Raw genomic sequence first — 17,818 nt, 5'->3', positions numbered from 1 at the left:
AATGACGGCAGTGGCGCGAATCTGGGGCTCAGCTTTTTTCCACCAGCACGGGTTTCGTGACTTGCATGGCTTCGCCTGCCAGGTTGCTTGGCGATTGTGGTTCTACGACCTGGCCCACCGCCGCACCCCCCAGTGCGCCGGCGATGGCGCCAGCGGTGCCGCCTATAAACACCCCCACGGGTCCGCCCACCGCCACGCCGACAGCGGCACCGGCTGCCGCACCGGCCATCATTCCTCCGCCCATCAGTGCCGTTTTGGATTCGCGCTCAGACTCCGTGGGCGTCAGCATCTGCTGGGCGGCGGGATCCGGGTCTTGCGACGGCACACCATGACCGGGCAGTGCCTGCTCGGCCAGGTCGCCGTCCACGGGGGGCTCTGGGGCGGTATGGGGGGATGGGCTAGGGACGGGGTTCATGAGTCTCTCCTTGGGTGCTGTGAACACGCGAACCATTGCGTGGCTCGCTGAATCCATTTTTCAGCCCCATGCACCCGCCCTGCGCCATCCACGGGTTGGCGAAGTTGTCGGACAAAGGCTTGTCTAGCCCATTTTTCTTGATGACGTCAAGAACCTGGCGAGCAGCACAGAGCGGCTGGTTTGCCCGACGCCGGCATCCCATCAGATGAAACCCGATGAAATCAAGCCAAATAGGCCTCTGGCGCTTTATTTGTAAGCGCTAGAAGCTATCAAATAAATAGCAATTGAAGTCTGACTGGAGCAGGGCACAAGGCACAAGGCACACGTTCGCCCTGTCACCATTCGGCAAAGCTGCCGTCGCGGTGGCGCCAGATGGGGTTGCGCCAGCGGTGGCCCTGCGCGGCGCGCTCGCGCACGTGGTCTTCGTTGACGTCGATGCCCAGGCCGGGGCCCTTGGGGATCGCGACCATGCCGTCGTGGTAGGCAAACACCTCGGGGTTGGACACGTAGTCCAGCAGATCGTTGTCCGCGTTGTAGTGGATGCCCAGGCTCTGCTCCTGGATGAAGGCGTTGTAGCAAACCGCATCGAGTTGCAGATTGGCGGCCAGTGCGATGGGCCCCAGGGGGCAATGCAGCGCCAGTGCCACGTCATAGGCCTCCGCCATCGTGGCGATCTTGCGCGTCTCGGTGATGCCACCGGCGTGGGATGGGTCGGGCTGGACAATGTCCACATACCCTTGCGACAGCACACGCTTGAAGTCCCACCGTGAATACAGGCGTTCACCCAGCGCGATGGGGGTGGATGTGATGCGCGCGATTTCCTTGAGGGCTTCGTCGTGTTCGCTGAGCACGGGCTCCTCGATGAACATCAGCCGGTAGGGCTCGAGTTCTTTGACCAGCACCTTGGCCATGGGCCGGTGCACGCGCCCATGAAAGTCCACACCAATGCCGACATGCGGGCCCACGGCCTCGCGCACGGCAGCGACGTTTTGCAGGCAGCGCTCCACCTTGTCGAAGGTGTCGACATACTGCATTTCTTCGGTGCCGTTCATCTTCACCGCTGTGAAGCCGCGCGCCACCGCGTCTTTGGCCTGTTGCGCGGTTTCGTTGGGGCGGTCGCCGCCAATCCAGCTATAGACCCGGATGCGGTCGCGCACGTTGCCGCCCAGCAGTTCGGACACCGGCACGCCCAGGGCCTTGCCCTTGATGTCCCACAGCGCCTGGTCGATGCCAGCCAGTGCGCTCATGTGGATGCCGCCGCCCCGGTAGAAGCCACCCCGGTACAGCACCGTCCAGTGGTCTTCGATGTGGCGCGGGTCCTTGCCAATGAGGTAGTCGCCCAGCTCCTGCACGGCAGCGGCCACGGTTTCTGCCCGGCCTTCCAGCACGGGCTCTCCCCAGCCGACGATGCCTTCGTCTGTTTCTATTTTGAGGAAGCACCAGCGCGGCGGCACCAGAAACGTTGTCAGTCGTGTGATCTTCATGGGAGAAAACTTGTCGGAGAGTGTGAGAAATCAAGAGGCTGCGGGCACCGCGTCATAGGCGCCGTGCCAGGCCTTCATGAATTGGGCGGCCTTGGTGGCCACCTCGGTGGCCGTGTTGCCGGGCCGATAGAGGGCCGATCCCAGGCCAAAGCCACTGGCCCCAGCGGCGGCATAGGTGGCAATGTTTTCGGGCACGATGCCGCCCACCGGCACCAGGGCCATGGGTGGTGTGAGCACCGCACGCCAGGCCTTGAGCACGTGGGGCGGCAGCGCTTCTGCGGGGAACAGCTTGAGTATGTTGGCCCCCGCTGCCAGCGCTGCATAGGCTTCGGTGAGCGTGGCCACGCCAGGGGCACATGCCATGCCGGCCGCCCTGGCGGCGCGGATCACGTCGATATCGCTGTGGGGCATGACGATGATCTGCCCACCTGCGGCCGCCACGTCGGCGCACGCCTGCGCCGAAAGCACGGTGCCCGCGCCCACCAGGCAGTCGGCGGGCAACGCGTCGCGCAGCGCGCGGATGCTGGCCAGCGGATCGGGTGAGTTCAGTGGCACTTCAATGATGCGAAAACCCGCGTCGTACAACACGTGGCCAATGGCCACCACCTCATGGGGCTTCACGCCGCGCAAGATGGCGATGAGCCCACAGGTCTGCATGGTGTTGAAGAGGCTTTTGTCGATGGGGTTCATGTTCAAGTGCTCCGTGGTGAGACAGACCCGGTGGCGGGTGCCACAGGGGGGATGAGGCTGGCTGCACAGGCGATCTGCCACAGCCCGAGGGCCGTGGCGTTTTCGGCGATCACGGGGGCGGGCAAACCATAGGCCTGCAGCGCCTTGGCGTAACGCCGGCACAGATCGTTTTCGCCGCACAGCACCACCGTGGCAGGGCGGCCAGCGGGGCCTTGCGTTAGTAGTGGGGCGAGTGCACTGATTTCGTGGCCGATCAGAATGCCCGACAGGTAGTCGGCCTGTGCCGATGCGGGCAGGGCCCCCGTCAGGCCCAGCGTGCGGCTGCTAAAGATGTGCGACAGCAGGCCCCGCTGCGCATCGTCGCCCCGCGCCACGGCCAGGCCGCGGGCAAACGCGGTGTCGTCCGGGGCTGCAGGGGTTTGCATCGTCTTGCCCAGGATGGTGTGGCCCCGCAAGGCTGCAAACACTTCCCCCGTCATGAACGTATCAAAGTGCTGGATGCAACGCCCTTGTGCGCCTGCTGTTGCCGTTACCCATTTGCTGTGGGTGCCGGGCAGGCCGATCAGCACAGAGGCATCGCCGGTGGCGGGGCCACCGGCCAGCACGCCAAGCACCTGGGTTTCTTCGCCACGCATCACATTGGGCAGACTGCCGCGCTGAAGCAGCCCGGGCACGATGTGCAAGGGCTTGTCGGTGCCGCGGTGCACCACCGTCAGGCTGCGCGCCAGGTCGTCGAGCGATGTGGGGGTGTTCAGGTAGGGCGCTTCTTTCCAGCCTTGTGCGCTGCCCACCATGCCGCAGGCCACCAGGGGCAGCGCCGGGGTGGTGCTGAGCCAGTCACCGCAGGTGTCGTGCAACGCGCGCTCGAAGGCAGCGCTGTGTACTGTGTCGGGTGCGCCGTCCGGCGCAGGGGGCAGGTGCATGATGCCCCAGGGACGGTGGCGCATCTCGAGCACCTGGCCGCCAGCGTCGAAGCAAAAGGCACGCAACGAACTCGTGCCCCAGTCCAGCGCCACCAGGCTGGGGGTGCCCGCTGATGCCAGTGGGGCGGTGGATGTGGTGGGATGGCCGGCCATGGACGGTTTACTTTGCCCAGCGCAATACGAGCGGGTCCAGCCGGCGCGCGATGTCGATCAGGCCCAGGCGCACTTCGGGATGCATGGCCGGGAACGGGTGGCGGCCGGCCTCGCTGGCAATCACGCCACCTTCTTTCATGAGGGCCTTGGCGGTGAGGATGCCGCTTTGGCGGTTCTCGTGGTTGATGAGGGGCAGCCACCGCTGGTATAGCGCGAAGGCTTGATCCCCATTGCCCTGGCGGTGCGCCTCGATGACGGGGCGTATGCCATCGGGAAACCCCCCGCCCGTCATGGCGCCGGTGGCGCCTGCGTCCAGGTCTGCCAGCAGGGTGATGGCTTCTTCGCCGTCCCACGGGCCTTCGATGGCCGCACCGCCCAGGCGGATCAGCTCGCGCAGCTTGCTGGCGGCGCCAGGCACCTCGATCTTGAAGTAGGCCAGCTGCTCGATCTCCATGGCCATGCGGGCCAGGAATGCGGTCGACAGCACCGTGCCGCTGGCGGGCGCGTCCTGCACCATGATGGGAATGGTGATGGCGTCGGACACCCCGGCATAGAACTCGAAGATCTGCGCCTCAGGCACACGGAAGGTGGCGCCGTGGTAAGGCGGCATGACCATCACCATGGCCGCGCCCATGTCCTGGGCGGCGCGGCTGCGCTCGGCGCAGACACGGGTGCCGTAGTGGGTGGTGGTGACGATCACCGGCACGCGGCCTGCAACATGTTCGAGCGACACGCGCGTGACGGCTTCGCGCTCGGCGTCTGACAGTGAAAATTGTTCGGAAAAATTGGCCAGCAGGCACAGGCCGTCCACGCCCGCGTCGATCATGAAATCCAGGCAGCTCTTCTGGCTGTCCAGGTCCAGCCGGCCATCGTCGTGAAACGTGGTGGGAACCACGGGGAAGATGCCGCGATAGCGTGGTGGGGAGGCCATGGTGGTTGTTCCTTGCATGTTTTTTTGAATTGGGGGCGTTCAGTGGGAGTGGCGCGGAACGGCAGAGCCGCGGCAGCCCACCAGAAAGTCGAAGTCGCAGCCTTCGTCGGCCTGCAACACATGGTCCACATACAGGCGCTGGTAGCCGCCGCGTCCACCCTGGTCGCCGGTGGCCACGGCGGCCAGGCGTTCGGCCAGCTCGGCATCGCTGATGTCCAGGTGCAGGCGGCCTGCGTCACAGTCGAGTTCAATGAAATCGCCGTCGCGTACGGCTGCCAGCGGGCCGCCAGCTGCGGCTTCGGGCGCGACGTGCAGCACCACCGTGCCGTAGGCGGTGCCGCTCATGCGGGCGTCGGAGATGCGCACCATGTCCTTGACGCCCTGGCGCAGCAGCTTGGGTGGCAATCCCATGTTGCCGACCTCGGCCATGCCGGGGTAGCCCTTGGGGCCGCAGTTCTTCATCACCATCACGCAGCTGGCGTCGATGTCCAGGTTTTCATCGACGATGCGCTCCTTGTAGTGCTCCAGGTTCTCGAAGACCACGGCACGGCCCCGGTGCTTGAGCAGCTCTGGCGAGGCGGCCGATGGCTTGAGCACCGCGCCGCGCGGTGCCAGGTTGCCGCGCAGGATGCAGATGCCGCCGTCGGCAATGAGCGGGTTGCTCAGCGGGCGGATCACCTCGTCGTTGTATTGCGGGGCTTCGCGCACGTTGTCCCACAGGCTCTTTCCGTTGACGGTGAGTGCGCCGGGATGGGGGAGCAGGTTGTTTTCGCCCAGGCGCCGCAGCACGGCGGGCAGGCCACCGGCGTAATAGAACTCTTCCATGAGGAAGCGGCCCGAGGGCTGCAGATCCACAATCGTGGGGGTGCCCTGGCCGATGCGGGTCCAGTCCTCCAGATCCAGCTGCACACCGATGCGGCCTGCAATGGCTTTCAAGTGAATGACGGCGTTGGTGGAGCCGCCGATGGCCGCATTGGTTCGGATGGCGTTCTCGAATGCTTCCCGCGTCAGGATTTTCGAGAGCGTGAGCCCTTCGTGGGCCATCTCCACAATGCGCTTGCCGGACATGTGGGCCAGCACATAGCGGCGCGAATCCACAGCCGGGATGGCCGCGTTGTGGGGCAGCGAGGTGCCCAGCGCCTCGGCCATGCAGGCCATGGTGGATGCCGTGCCCATGGTGTTGCAGGTGCCCGCCGAGCGCGACATGCCGGCTTCCGCCGCGAAGAACTGGTGCTCGTTGATCTCACCCGCCTTCAGCGATTCGTGCAGCCGCCACACGGCCGTGCCCGAGCCGATGTCCTTGCCGTCGAGCTTGCCGTTGAGCATGGGCCCGCCCGTGACCACGATGGCGGGCACATCGCAACTGGCTGCGCCCATCAGCAGGGCGGGCGTGGTCTTGTCGCAGCCCACCAGCAGCACCACGGCGTCGATGGGGTTGCCGCGGATGGCTTCTTCCACATCCATGCTGGCCAGGTTGCGCGTGAGCATGGCCGTGGGGCGCAGGTTCGATTCGCCGTTGGAGAACACCGGAAACTCGACCGGGAAGCCGCCCGCCTCGTAGATGCCGCGCTTGACGTGCTCGGCGATCTTGCGAAAGTGGGCGTTGCACGGCGTGAGCTCGGACCAGGTGTTGCAGATGCCGATGATCGGGCGACCGTCGAATTCATGGTCGGGGATGCCCTGGTTCTTCATCCAGCTGCGGTACATGAAACCGTTTTTATCAGCGGTGCCAAACCATTCGGTGGAGCGTAATTTGCGTGGGGTGGTAGTCATTGTGGTGTGCGATTCAGGGAGATTCAGAGAGACGGGCAGACAAAAAAATCAGGAACGCTTGGGGGCGCGGCGGGCCAGCAGGCGCTGCAACAGGCAGAACACCAGCAGCAGCACGCCAACAACGATGCGTGTCCACCAGGAGCTGAGCGAGCCGTCAAAGGAAATGAGCGTCTGGATGATTCCGAGCGTGAGCACGCCAAACAGCGTGCCCGCGACATAGCCGACACCGCCGGTGAGCAACGTGCCACCAATCACCACGGCGGCGATCGCATCCAGCTCCATGCCGGTGGCGTGCAGGCCGTAGCCCGACAACATATAAAAGGTGAACACCACGCCAGCAAGGGCTGAGCACAGGCCCGACAGCGTGTAAACGCCCACGATGGTTGTGCGCACGGGCAGCCCCATGAGAACCGCCGAGTGCTCGTTGCCGCCCACGGCATACACCGTGCGGCCAAAGGGCGTGCAATGCGCCACAAACAGGGCCGCGAGCAAGACCCCGATGGCCACCATTGCGCCCACCGACAAAGAGGCGCCCTCCCACAGCGGAAGGCGCCACTGCGCAAGGTCTGAATACGCCTCGTTGGTGATGCTGATCGAGTCGATGCTGATGAGGTAGCACAGGCCGCGCGCCAGGAACATGCCTGCCAGCGTCACGATGAACGGCTGCAGTCGAAAGCGCTCGATCAAGAAACCCATGAACGCACCAAACGCGGCGCCCATCAGCAACACCAGCGGTATGGCGGCGAAGGGGTTCCATCCGTGGTGCTCCACCAGGGTGGCCAGCACCATCGTGGTCAGCGCCACCACCGAGCCCACGGAGAGGTCGATGCCGCCCGACAGGATCACGAAGGTCATGCCCACCGCAACGATGATGAGAAATGCGTTGTCAATCAGCAGGTTGAGGAACACCTGTGCTGAAAAGAAACCGGTGTAGAGCACCGACCCCAGCGCGGCCATGACCACAAACAGGCAGATGGTGGCGGCCAGCGGAAGGTACTTGGGGTTGAGACGGCGCTGCATGGCCTTGGCTGCCAGGGGGGGCGCCGGTGTGGCGGCATTCACCACGCTGTCGAGGGAGGTGGTGGTGGTGGGCACGGCGCTCATGGCGTGGCTCCTGTGGCCGCAGGGCGGCGCGCCACGGCACCTACCTGGGCGCGAAACTCTGGTGACTGCAGCAGCATCACCACAAAAACCACCACCGCCTTGACTACCAGATTGACTTCGGGCGGAACACCCAGCGAATAGATCGCGTAGGTGAGGGTCTGAATGATGAGTGCGCCAATCACACTGCCCACCAGGCTGAAGCGGCCGCCAGTCAGCGCTGTGCCGCCCAGCGTCACGGCCAGGATGGCATCCAGCTCCAGCAACTGCCCCGCGTTGTTGCCGTCGGCGCTTTTCACGTTGGAGCTGATCAGCAGCCCGGCAATGCCGGCACATACACCGCAAAACACATAGGCAGCCACCGTGAGCCGGCCTGCCTGCACCCCGGCCACACGTGCTGCCGTGGGGTTGATGCCCACGGCTTGAATGAACAGCCCCAGCGCCGTGCGCGTGACGGCCAGGTAGAGCGCCGCAAAAACGGCCGCCACGATGAACAGCGAAAACGGCAAACCTGCCAGGTAGCCGCCGCCCATGAAGAAGTACGGCGTGTAGTAGATGGTGATGATCTGCCCGTCGGTAATAAGCTGGGCAATACCACGGCCTGCCACCATGAGTATCAGGGTGGCAATGATGGGTTGCATGCCCACGCGCGCCACGAGGATGCCGTTCCACAAACCGCACACCAGGGCCACACCCAGAGCGCCCAGGATGGCGACCGGCAGCGGAAAGCGGCTTTCATGGGCGGACACCGATCCGCCAATGAGCCACGCAGCCACTGCCGCCGCGATGGCGACCACCGCGCCCACCGAGATATCGATGCCACGCGTGGCAATCACCATCGTCATGCCAAGGGACACCAGCACCAAAGGCGCTGCGCGGTTCAGGATGTCGATCAGGCTCCCGTAAAAGTGGCCGTCGCGCCACTCGATGTGCAGGAAGCTCGCGTTAAAGGCGATGTTCACGGCGAGCAGCAACGCCAGGGTGATGAGCGGCCACGCCAGGCGGTGGTGCATGGCCAACGCGGCAAAGGAAGGAGAGGGGTGCTTTTCAGGCATGTTCTGTGGCAATCAGGTCATAGACGGCGTCTTCACTGCTGCCCGCGGGCAGCTCGCCCACTTTGCGGCGGTCGCGCAGTACCACGATGCGGTGCGCCACGCGCACCACTTCGCTCATTTCGGAAGAGATAAACAACACGGCCATGCCGCCGCGTGCCAGGTGCAGGATCTGGTCCATGATTTCCTGCTTGGCGGCGATGTCGATGCCGCGCGTGGGCTCGTCCAGAATCAGCAAACGGGGTTCGATAGCCAGCCAGCGCGCAAGAATCGCTTTTTGCTGGTTGCCGCCCGAGAGCAAGCCAATGGGCGTGTCCACGCTGGCGGTTTTGATGCCCAGCAGCTGGATGTAGCGGTCTGCAAGGGCGGTCTGCTCGGCGCGCGACAAAAACTTGCCCACGCCCATGCGTGCCTGCAGCGCCAGTGCGATGTTTTCGCGCACAGAGAGTTCGGCCACGATGCCGTCGGTCTTGCGCTCCTCGGGGCACAGGGCCAGGCCCTGTGCGATAGCATCGCGCGGGTCGGAAAAATTCACCGCCTTGCCGTCGATGCGCAGCATGCCCCGGTCTGGCTGTTCCAGGCCAAACAGCAGCCGGGCCAGCTCGGTACGACCGGCGCCCAGCAACCCGGCCAGTCCCACCACCTCGCCGGCCTGTATCTGTAGATCCATCGGTTGAAGGTGGTTGCCTTGACCCAGCCCTTCGGTTTTCAGCAAGGGCGTTTGGTGGGCGTCGAAGGTGGTTGCCGTGGTGTTTGCGGCAGAAGTGGCTGCGAGATCACGGCCCAGCATGGCCGCGATCAAGGCCTGGGGAGGCAGGTCGTGCACGGGCCATTCGCCCACCCAACTGCCGTTGCGCAACACGGTGATCCGGTCTGATACGGCATACACCTGGTTCAAAAAATGGGTCACGAACACAATGGCCAGGCCCTCTGCGCTCAGACGGCGCAACACCTCGAACAGCTTGCGAACTTCGTCATCGTCCAGGCTGGAGGTCGGCTCATCAAGGATCAGCACGCGTGACTCGATGCTGAGCGCCCGGGCAATCGCCACCAGTTGCTGCACGGCCACGGGGTAGTCCGACAGCAGGCGGGTCACGTCGATCTGCAGGCCGATGCGCGCCACCAACTCGCGGGCGCGCTGGTGCAGCGTGGCCCAGTCGATGCGAAAACCCTGCGCAATGCCGCAGCGCGGGTAGCGGCCCGCAAAAATGTTCTCGGCCACCGAGAGGTTGGGGCAGAGGTTGACCTCCTGGTACACGGTGCTGATACCCATGCGCTGCGCGGCCAGCGGCGAATCGGGCCACACGGCCTCTCCGCCCAGGCGCATTTGCCCGCCGCTGGCTTCGAGCACACCTGTGAGCACCTTGATCAGCGTGGACTTGCCCGCGCCGTTCTGCCCCATCAGAGCATGGATCTCGCCGGGGTAGAGGTTGAGCTGCACATCGCGCAGCACCGGGATGCCCGCAAACTGCTTGTGGATACCCGAGAGCTGCAGCACGGGATTTTGGGATGGGCTGCTCATGGTTTTTCAGACACTCGTGCTTGTCCGCACGGCCTGCCAAACTGGCGCGGCCAAGGCGCGAAGCGACTCAAGGGGCGCTTCATCTTTCATGCCTTGTTCTTGTTGTAGACATCCACCAGCACAGCGGCGAGCAGCACCACCCCCTTGATGACTTGCTGATAGTCGATGCCGATACCCAGGATGGACATGCCGTTGTTCATCACCCCCATCACAAAGGCGCCAATCACCGCTCCCATCACCTTGCCCACGCCGCCCGAGGCAGACGCGCCCCCGATGAAGCAGGCAGCGATCACATCCAGCTCAAAACCCAGGCCCGCCTTGGGTGTGGCGGTGTTCAGGCGCGCCGCAAACACCAAACCGGCGAGGGCGGCCAGAACGCCCATGTTGACAAAGGCATAAAAAGACAGGCGTTCGGTCTTGACGCCCGAGAGCTTGGCCGCCTTCTCGTTGCCGCCCATCGCGTAGATGCGTCGGCCGATGGTGGTGCGGCTGGTCACGAACTCGAACAACACAATCAGAATCGCCATCACGATCAGCACGTTGGGCAGCCCTTTGTAAGACGCCAGCAGGTAGCTCAAGCCAATGAGCAGCGCAGCAAAGACGGCGGTGCGCACCGCGAAGAACACGGTGGGCTCGGTGTGCACGCCATGGCGCAAGCGATTGGCGCGCGCACGCACGGCCGCGACGATGAGCGCCACCGCTGCCGCTACGCCCAGCAGGAGCGAGGTCAGGCGCAGGCCTTCGACGCTGAAAAAATCGGGCATGAAACCCGAACTGAGCATCTGAAAGCTGTCAGGAAATGGCCCCACGGACTGGCCCGCCAGCAGCGCCAGAGCCAGGCCCTTGAAAACCAGCATGCCTGCCAGCGTGACGATGAAAGAGGGGATGCGCGAGAACGCGACAAACCAGCCCTGTATGCCGCCAATGACGCCGCCACAGACCAGGCACACCAGCACGGCCGGCACAAAATGCCATTGGTACTGCACCATCAACACCGCAGCCAGGGCGCCGATGAATCCGCTGACAGAGCCTACGGAAAGGTCGATGTGTCCCGCCACGATCACCAGCAGCATGCCCAGCGCCATGATGACGATGTAGCTGTTTTGCAGCAGCAGGTTGGTGAGATTGAGCGGCTGCATCAGCGTGCCGTCGGTCATGTACTGGAAGAACGCCATGATGGCGACCAGCGTGATCAGCATCCCGTATTCCCTGACGTTGTGCTTCAGGTGATCCAGCACCGAGCGGTCGTTGCGTGCAGGGGGGCGTTCGGGGCTTGCGCTGTGGGTAAGAGTTGCTGGTGTTTGAGACATTTCAGTGGGCTTTCACGATCGCGCGCATGATCTTTTCCTGGGAGGCTTCTGTGGTCGGCATCTCGGCAACAAATCGGCCTTCGTTCATGACGTAAAGGCGGTCCGAAATACCCAGCAGTTCGGGCATTTCCGACGAGATCACGATCACGCATTTGCCCTCGGCGGCGAGTTGTGCAATCAAGGTGTAGATCTCGTACTTGGCGCCAACATCGATGCCACGCGTGGGTTCGTCGAGGATGAGCACCTCGGGGTTGGTGAAGAGCCATTTGCTCAGCACCACTTTCTGTTGATTGCCACCCGACAGGTTCAGCGTTTTTTGCTCCACCCCCGAGCAGCGGATGCGCAGCTTGTCGCGGTAGCCCTGGGCTACCTGGTGCTCACGGCCGCTGTCGATCACCGTGGCGGTGGACACGCCTTTGAGGTTGGCCAGCGACACGTTGAACTGGATGTCTTCGCCCAGCACCAGGCCATTGCCCTTGCGGTCCTCGGTCACATAGGCCAGGCCGTGGCGTACCGCCTTCTCCACGGTGCTCACGTCGATGGCCTTGCCGTGCAACAGCACCTGCCCGCTGATGCGTTGGCCCCACGAGCGCCCAAAGACGCTCATGGCCAGCTCGGTGCGGCCTGAGCCCATAAGGCCTGCGATGCCCACAATCTCGCCACGACGCACCTGAAGGTTGATACCCTGGATGAAGGCGCGCTCGGGGCGTTGGGGGTGGTAGGCATGCCAGTCGCGCACCTCGAACACGGTCTCGCCGATGCGGGGCTGGCGTGGGGGATAACGGTCGGCCATTTCGCGGCCCACCATGGCCTTGATCACAAGGTCTTCACTGACCGGTGCAGCGCGGCAGTCCAGCGTCTCGACGGTGCTGCCATCGCGCAGCACGGTGATGGCGTCGGCCACGCGCGATATTTCATTGAGTTTGTGCGAGATCAGTATGCAGGTGATGCCCTGCGCCTTGAGCTCCAACAACAGGTCGAGCAGGGCCTGGCTGTCGTTTTCGTTCAGGCTGGCGGTGGGTTCGTCCAGGATCAGCAGGCGCACCTGCCGAGACAGCGCCTTGGCGATCTCTACCAGTTGCTGCTTGCCCACGCCCAGATGGGTGACCAGAGTCTCGGGCGACTCGCGCAGACCCACTTTGTTGAGCAAGGCCTGTGTCTTGCTGTGTGCGGCCATCCAGTCGATCACGCCGCAGTGTGCGGTTTCGTTGCCCAGGAAGATGTTTTCTGCAATCGACAACAGCGGAACAAGCGCCAGTTCCTGGTGGATGATGATCACCCCCAGATGCTCGCTGTCGCGGATACCGGAGAACTGGCGCTCTTCACCGTCGAACATGATCTCGCCGCTGTAGCTGCCATGCGGGTACACGCCAGACAACACTTTCATCAGCGTGGATTTGCCTGCGCCGTTTTCACCCACGATGGCGTGAATTTCACCTGCATTGACGCGCAGATTCACCTGGTTGAGGGCTACCACCCCAGGGAATATTTTGCGGATGTTCCGCATTTCAAGAAGCATGGTCTCAGAGTCTGTTGGCGGGACTGGTGCCCGTCCTGTCCACATGGCTGCCTGCAAGGCCTTGGGGGCACTTGCAGGCAGCGGCCCGTGCGCCGCAAGGCGCGCAGCGGCTTGGCTACTTGATCTGCGATTCCTTGTAGTAGCCACTGCCCACCAGCACTGCGTTCCAGTTGGAGGCATCCACCGACACGGGCTTGAGCAGATACGAGGGCACCACTTTCACTCCGTTGTTGTAGGTCTTGGTGTCATTGATTTCGGGTTGCTTGCCCGAGAGCGTGGCGTCCACCATGTTGGCGGCTACCTTGGCCAGTTCGCGCGTGTCTTTGAACACGGTGGAGTACTGCTCGCCCTTGAGGATCGACTTGACTGAAGGCACCTCGGCGTCCTGTCCGCTGACCACGGGGCAGGGCTGCTGGGCCGTGCAGTAGCCCACGCCCTTCAGGGAGGACAGGATGCCGATGGAGATGCCGTCATAGGGCGAGAGCACCGCATGCACCTTGTCCTTGCCGTAGTAGGCCGACAGCAGGTTGTCCATGCGCGCCTGGGCCACCGAGCCGTCCCAGCGCAGCGTGCCCACCTTGTTCATGCCGGTCTGCTTGCTGCGGACCACCAGCTTGCCGCTGTCGATGTAGGGCTGCAGCACGCTCAAGGCGCCGTCGTAGAAGAAGAAGGCGTTGTTGTCGTCGGGCGAGCCGCCAAAGAGCTCGATGTTGAAGGGCCCTTTGCCTTGCTTGAGGCCCAGTTTGTCGACGATGGACGTGGCCTGCAGCACGCCCACCTGGAAGTTGTCGAACGTGGCGTAGTAGTCCACGTTCTTCGATCCCTTGATGAGGCGGTCGTACGCGATGACCTTCACGCCTTTATCGGCTGCGTTTTGCAGCGCCTTGGACAGGGTGGTACCGTCAATCGACGCGATCACCAGCACCTTGGCGCCCTTGGTGATCATGTTCTCGATCTGCGCGAGCTGGTTGGGGATGTCGTCGTCCGCGTACTGCAGGTCGGTCTTGTAGCCGCGTTCCTTGAGTACCTTGACCATGTTGTCGCCGTCGGCAATCCAGCGCGCGGACGACTTGGTGGGCATGGAAATACCGATGCTTCCCTTGTCCTCGGCATGGGCCAAGGGCAGGGCACCGAACGCCCCCAGTGCGAGGGTGGCGGCAACGGCTTTGAGAACGGCTCGTTTCATTGGTTAAGTCTCCTGAATTTTTTTGGTGTGAAAAGGCACGCCACGGGCTGCACTGGCGTGCGATGGATGTGATCGCGATCCGCTGGGGGCCAGCGGATTGATCAGTACTTGATCAGTACTTGATCAGTACTTGCGCTTGGGAAACTCTTTGGCGGCCACTTCCATGGGGAAGATGCCTTCTTCGGTCACGATGCGTTTTTGCACCGCCTTGCCCGCCTTGATGTCCTTGACGGCCGCCATGAGCTGCGGGCCCAGCAGGGGGCTGCATTCCACGCTCACGTTGAGCTTGCCGGCGATCATGGCTTCGAAGGCGCCTTTGACCGCATCGATGGAAATGATGGTGATGTCTTGCGCTGGCTTGAGCCCGGCCTCTTCAATGGCCTGGATCGCGCCAATGGCCATGTCGTCGTTGTGCGCATACAGCACGTTGATCTTTTTGCCCTCAGCCTTGAGGAACGCTTCCATCACCTCTTTGCCCTTGGCGCGGGTGAAGTCGCCGGTTTGCGAGCGCAGGATCTTGAACTTTGGGTCAGCCTTGATGACTTCTTCGAAGCCCTTCTTGCGGTCGATGGCTGGAGCCGAGCCCACGGTGCCTTGCAGCTCGACGATGTTGACATCGCCCTTTTGGTCTTTCATCTTTTCCACCAGCCAGCGGCCTGCCTTGCGGCCTTCTTCCACAAAGTCTGAGCCCATGAAGCTGACAAACAGGGACTGGTCCTTGACGTTCACCGAACGATCGGTCAGCACCACGGGAATCTTCGCGGCCTTGGCCTCGCGCAGCACCGGTTCCCAGCCCGATTCGACCACGGGCGAGAACGCGATCACGTCCACCTTCTGGGCGATGAATGAGCGGATGGCCTTGATCTGGTTCTCCTGCTTTTGCTGTGCGTCCGAGAACTTCAGTTCGATGCCCGCATCCTTGGCGGCCGACTTGATCGACTCGGTGTTGGCCGTGCGCCATTCGCTCTCGGCGCCCACCTGGCTGAAACCCAGCACGATGGGTTTTTGTGCCCACGCTGCGGCAGGCAGCAGGGCGGCCACGGGTGCACAGGCCAATGCGGCAGCCAGTGTTCGGCGGTTCAGTTTCATCATCTTGTCTCCTGTTATTAATGGTTGATTGATGACCGGTTGCAGGGGGTACCGTCAGGCCAGCATGTAGCCAGTCTTGACGGTGGTATAGAACTCGGCCGCATAACGGCCTTGTTCACGCGAGCCGTGGCTCGATTCTTTGCGCCCACCGAAGGGCACGTGAAAGTCCACACCCGCAGTGGGCAGGTTGACCATGGTCATGCCTGCGACCGCATGGCGCTTGAAATGCATGGCCCTCTTGAGCGATGTGGTGCAGATCCCTGCACAAAGGCCGTAAGGGGTGTCGTTGGCAAGCGCCAGCGCATGGTCATAGTCATCGGCGCGCAGCACGCAGGCGACAGGTCCGAAGATCTCTTCGCGCGCAATACGGTGTTCGGGCTGGGCCAGAAAGAGGGCCGGGCTCATGTAATGGCCGGGCGTAGGGCGCTCCAGGCGTTCTCCGCCCCAGATGTGTTCGGCCCCTTCGTTGCGTGCGATCTCGACATACCCCAGGTCCTGATCGAGCTGGGTGCTGTCCACCACGGGGCCCATCTCTGTGCCGCGCTCAAGCGCGTGCCCTACCTTGAGAGCCGCAAGCCGTTCGCGGAGCTTGTCCACAAAGATATCGTGCACACGGGCTTCCACGATCAGGCGGCTTGATGCGGTGCACCGTTGGCCGGTTGAAAAATAGGACCCATTCAGTGCGCAATCAATCGCCTGTTCCATGTCGGCATCCGCCAGCACGATCAGCGGGTTTTTGCCGCCCATCTCCAGTTGCACCTTGGCACGCCGGGCTGTGGCTGCGCGCAGGATGCGTTCGCCTGTGGAGACCGAGCCCGTAAAGCTGAGTGCATTGACCAGGGAGTGGTCCACCAGTGTCTGGCCCACCTCGCGGCCACTGCCCATGACCAGGTTGAACACACCCGCTGGCAAACCGCTTCGGCTGATGATCTCGGCCAGCGCCCAGCCGCAGGCCGGGACCAGCTCGGCAGGCTTGAACACCACGGTGTTGCCATAGGCCAGCGCGGGTGCGATCTTCCATGCCGGGATGGCGAAGGGGAAGTTCCAGGGCGCGATGATGCCCACCACACCCACGGGTTCGCGGGTCACGTCTACCTGCACCCCTTGGCGCACGGATGCCATTATTTCGCCGGGGATGCGCAGTGCCTCGCCCGCAAAGAACTTGAAAATCTGCCCGCTGCGCGCGACCTCGGCCACGGCCTCGGGCAGTGTTTTTCCTTCCTCACGCGCCAGCAGTGCGCCCAGTTCGTCCCTGCGTGCCAGCAACTCGCTGCCCACCATGTCCAGCACGTCGGCGCGGCGCTGAGGGTTGCTTTGGCTCCAGTGGGGCAGGGCGTCGGCCGCAGCGCGAATGGCCTGTTCGGCCTGGTTGCGGTCAGCGCGTGCGAATTCAGCCACCACCTCGCGGGTGTCCGACGGGTTGGTGCTCACCCCGGTAGTGGTGCCTGTCTCCCAGCGGCCATTGATCAGGTGCCGGGGCGTGTACTGCATGTCGCCGAACTTCATGAGAGCCTTTGTTCCTGTAGCCGCAAAGTCTATGAATGATTTTGATATCAATCCAATAGTTTTTTAGACAAAATACATATCAATTCACACATTCTGGAAAACCCCATGAGCACCTACAACCATTGGTTCATCCGGGCACGCCTTAAAACGCGGCAATTGCTGCTGCTGGTAGCGCTGGCTGAGGAGGGCAACATCCACCGCGCAGCGCAGGTGCTCAGCATGACGCAGCCCGCAGCATCGAAGCTGCTCAAGGATCTGGAAGACGTGCTGGAGGTTTCGCTTTTTGATCGCCTGCCGCGCGGCATGCGTCCGACCTGGTATGGCGAGGCGATGATCCGCCACGCGCGCATGGCGCTGGCCAGCCTGAACCAGGCGCACGACGAAATTGGTGCGCTCAAAACCGGTCACTTTGGCCAGGTGGGTATCGGTGCAATCACGTCGCCGGGCCTGAGCCTGTTGCCTGCGGCGGTGGCCCAGGTCAAGCAAGAGCACCCCAGCCTGCGCATTTCACTCGACATTGAAACCAGCCCTGTGCTGCTGGACCGGCTGGAGCAAGGCAAGCTCGACATCGTGGTCGGGCGGCTGTATGCGCAGCACGACAAGAGCAATCTGCGCTACGAATCCCTGACCGAAGAAATGGTGTGCGCCATGACACGGCCAGGGCACCCTTTGCTGGGCATCAGTGGTTTGACACTGCGCGATGTGGTGTCGGCCTGCTGGATCGTGCCGCCCGCCGGCAGTGTGCTGCGCCACCGGTTTGATCTCATGTTTCAGCAAGATGGCCTGGCCCCGCCGATCAATACCGTGGAGACCTCAGCGCTGCTGTTCATCACGCGCATGCTCCAGCAAAGCGACATGGTGGCCGTGGTGGGCGCTGACGTGGCGCACTATTACGCATCCCACGGATTTGTCTCGGTGCTGCCGCTGGCCATGCCCTGCCACATGGATGCGTTTGGCATCATCACCCGCAGCGACCGGCTGCTGTCGCCAGCTGCCAAGGTGATGATGAAAGCCATCAAGCAGAGCAGCATGATCCAGTACGGGCGCAAGCTGGACGCGGACTTTGAACAGGCGCTAGCGGGCACAGCGCGCTGAACCGGTGTGCGCGGATTCATTCGCAGTCCTACGGCTCGGCAGGGTGCTGCGCCAGATTCATGCCGCTTT

General features: G+C 63.2%; 15 protein-coding genes. 1 reads left to right on the top strand and 14 read right to left on the bottom strand.

The window, feature by feature from the left end:
* Positions 1-28: 28 nt before the first annotated feature.
* The 14 genes from KI609_RS13665 to KI609_RS13600 form a co-directional block, all read right to left on the bottom strand.
* Complete coding sequence (locus tag KI609_RS13665; RefSeq protein ID WP_226444033.1) at positions 29-415, bottom strand: hypothetical protein; 387 nt, start codon at positions 413-415, stop codon at positions 29-31.
* A 335-nt stretch (positions 416-750) separates the two neighbouring features.
* The gene (dgoD, locus tag KI609_RS13660) at positions 751-1,899 is read right to left on the bottom strand and encodes a galactonate dehydratase (protein ID WP_226444031.1); all 1,149 of its coding nucleotides are present in this window, start codon (positions 1,897-1,899) and stop codon (positions 751-753) included.
* A gap of 30 nt (positions 1,900-1,929) precedes the next feature.
* A complete protein-coding gene (locus KI609_RS13655; protein WP_226444029.1) occupies positions 1,930-2,589 on the bottom strand; it encodes a 2-dehydro-3-deoxy-6-phosphogalactonate aldolase in 660 nt (219 codons plus the stop codon).
* A gap of 2 nt (positions 2,590-2,591) precedes the next feature.
* Positions 2,592-3,665 (bottom strand): 2-dehydro-3-deoxygalactonokinase, encoded by a 1,074-nt coding sequence (locus KI609_RS13650; protein ID WP_226444027.1) that lies wholly within the window; start codon positions 3,663-3,665, stop codon positions 2,592-2,594.
* Between the two features lie 7 nt (positions 3,666-3,672).
* Positions 3,673-4,596, bottom strand: coding sequence for a dihydrodipicolinate synthase family protein (locus tag KI609_RS13645; RefSeq protein ID WP_413463322.1), 924 nt, complete (start codon positions 4,594-4,596; stop codon positions 3,673-3,675).
* A gap of 39 nt (positions 4,597-4,635) precedes the next feature.
* The gene (locus KI609_RS13640; protein WP_226444023.1) at positions 4,636-6,369 is read right to left on the bottom strand and encodes an IlvD/Edd family dehydratase; all 1,734 of its coding nucleotides are present in this window, start codon (positions 6,367-6,369) and stop codon (positions 4,636-4,638) included.
* A gap of 48 nt (positions 6,370-6,417) precedes the next feature.
* On the bottom strand, positions 6,418-7,473 hold the full coding sequence (gene yjfF, locus KI609_RS13635) for a galactofuranose ABC transporter, permease protein YjfF (RefSeq protein ID WP_413463321.1): 1,056 nt from the start codon (positions 7,471-7,473) through the stop codon (positions 6,418-6,420).
* Positions 7,470-8,525: an ABC transporter permease gene (locus tag KI609_RS13630; protein ID WP_226444021.1), complete on the bottom strand. Its 1,056-nt coding sequence runs from the start codon at positions 8,523-8,525 to the stop codon at positions 7,470-7,472. Before KI609_RS13630 ends, yjfF begins: the two co-directional genes overlap by 4 nt.
* Positions 8,518-10,044 carry a sugar ABC transporter ATP-binding protein gene (locus KI609_RS13625; RefSeq protein ID WP_226444019.1) on the bottom strand — a complete coding sequence of 509 codons (1,527 nt, stop codon included), beginning with the start codon at positions 10,042-10,044 and terminating at the stop codon, positions 8,518-8,520. Before KI609_RS13625 ends, KI609_RS13630 begins: the two co-directional genes overlap by 8 nt.
* A gap of 86 nt (positions 10,045-10,130) precedes the next feature.
* Entirely contained in the window at positions 10,131-11,354 is a 1,224-nt protein-coding gene (mmsB, locus tag KI609_RS13620) for a multiple monosaccharide ABC transporter permease (RefSeq protein WP_226444017.1), read from the bottom strand.
* 1 nt (position 11,355) lies between these two features.
* On the bottom strand, positions 11,356-12,873 hold the full coding sequence (mmsA, locus tag KI609_RS13615; protein ID WP_226444015.1) for a multiple monosaccharide ABC transporter ATP-binding protein: 1,518 nt from the start codon (positions 12,871-12,873) through the stop codon (positions 11,356-11,358).
* Between the two features lie 115 nt (positions 12,874-12,988).
* Complete coding sequence (gene chvE / locus KI609_RS13610; RefSeq protein WP_226444014.1) at positions 12,989-14,059, bottom strand: multiple monosaccharide ABC transporter substrate-binding protein; 1,071 nt, start codon at positions 14,057-14,059, stop codon at positions 12,989-12,991.
* A 123-nt stretch (positions 14,060-14,182) separates the two neighbouring features.
* Positions 14,183-15,148, bottom strand: a complete 966-nt coding sequence (locus tag KI609_RS13605; RefSeq protein WP_226444012.1) for an ABC transporter substrate-binding protein — start codon at positions 15,146-15,148, stop codon at positions 14,183-14,185.
* Between the two features lie 54 nt (positions 15,149-15,202).
* Entirely contained in the window at positions 15,203-16,654 is a 1,452-nt protein-coding gene (locus KI609_RS13600) for an aldehyde dehydrogenase family protein (protein WP_226444011.1), read from the bottom strand.
* 105 nt (positions 16,655-16,759) lie between these two features.
* On the opposite strand from KI609_RS13600, the gene KI609_RS13595 reads away from it, so the two are divergent.
* Complete coding sequence (locus KI609_RS13595; RefSeq protein WP_226444010.1) at positions 16,760-17,749, top strand: LysR substrate-binding domain-containing protein; 990 nt, start codon at positions 16,760-16,762, stop codon at positions 17,747-17,749.
* Positions 17,750-17,818: the final 69 nt, after the last annotated feature.

The organism is Acidovorax radicis (assembly GCF_020510705.1).
Lineage (GTDB): Bacteria > Pseudomonadota > Gammaproteobacteria > Burkholderiales > Burkholderiaceae_C > Acidovorax > Acidovorax radicis_A.
The sequence above is the reverse complement of the archived record's forward strand: the minus strand, read 5'-3'. Positions and strand labels throughout refer to the sequence as shown.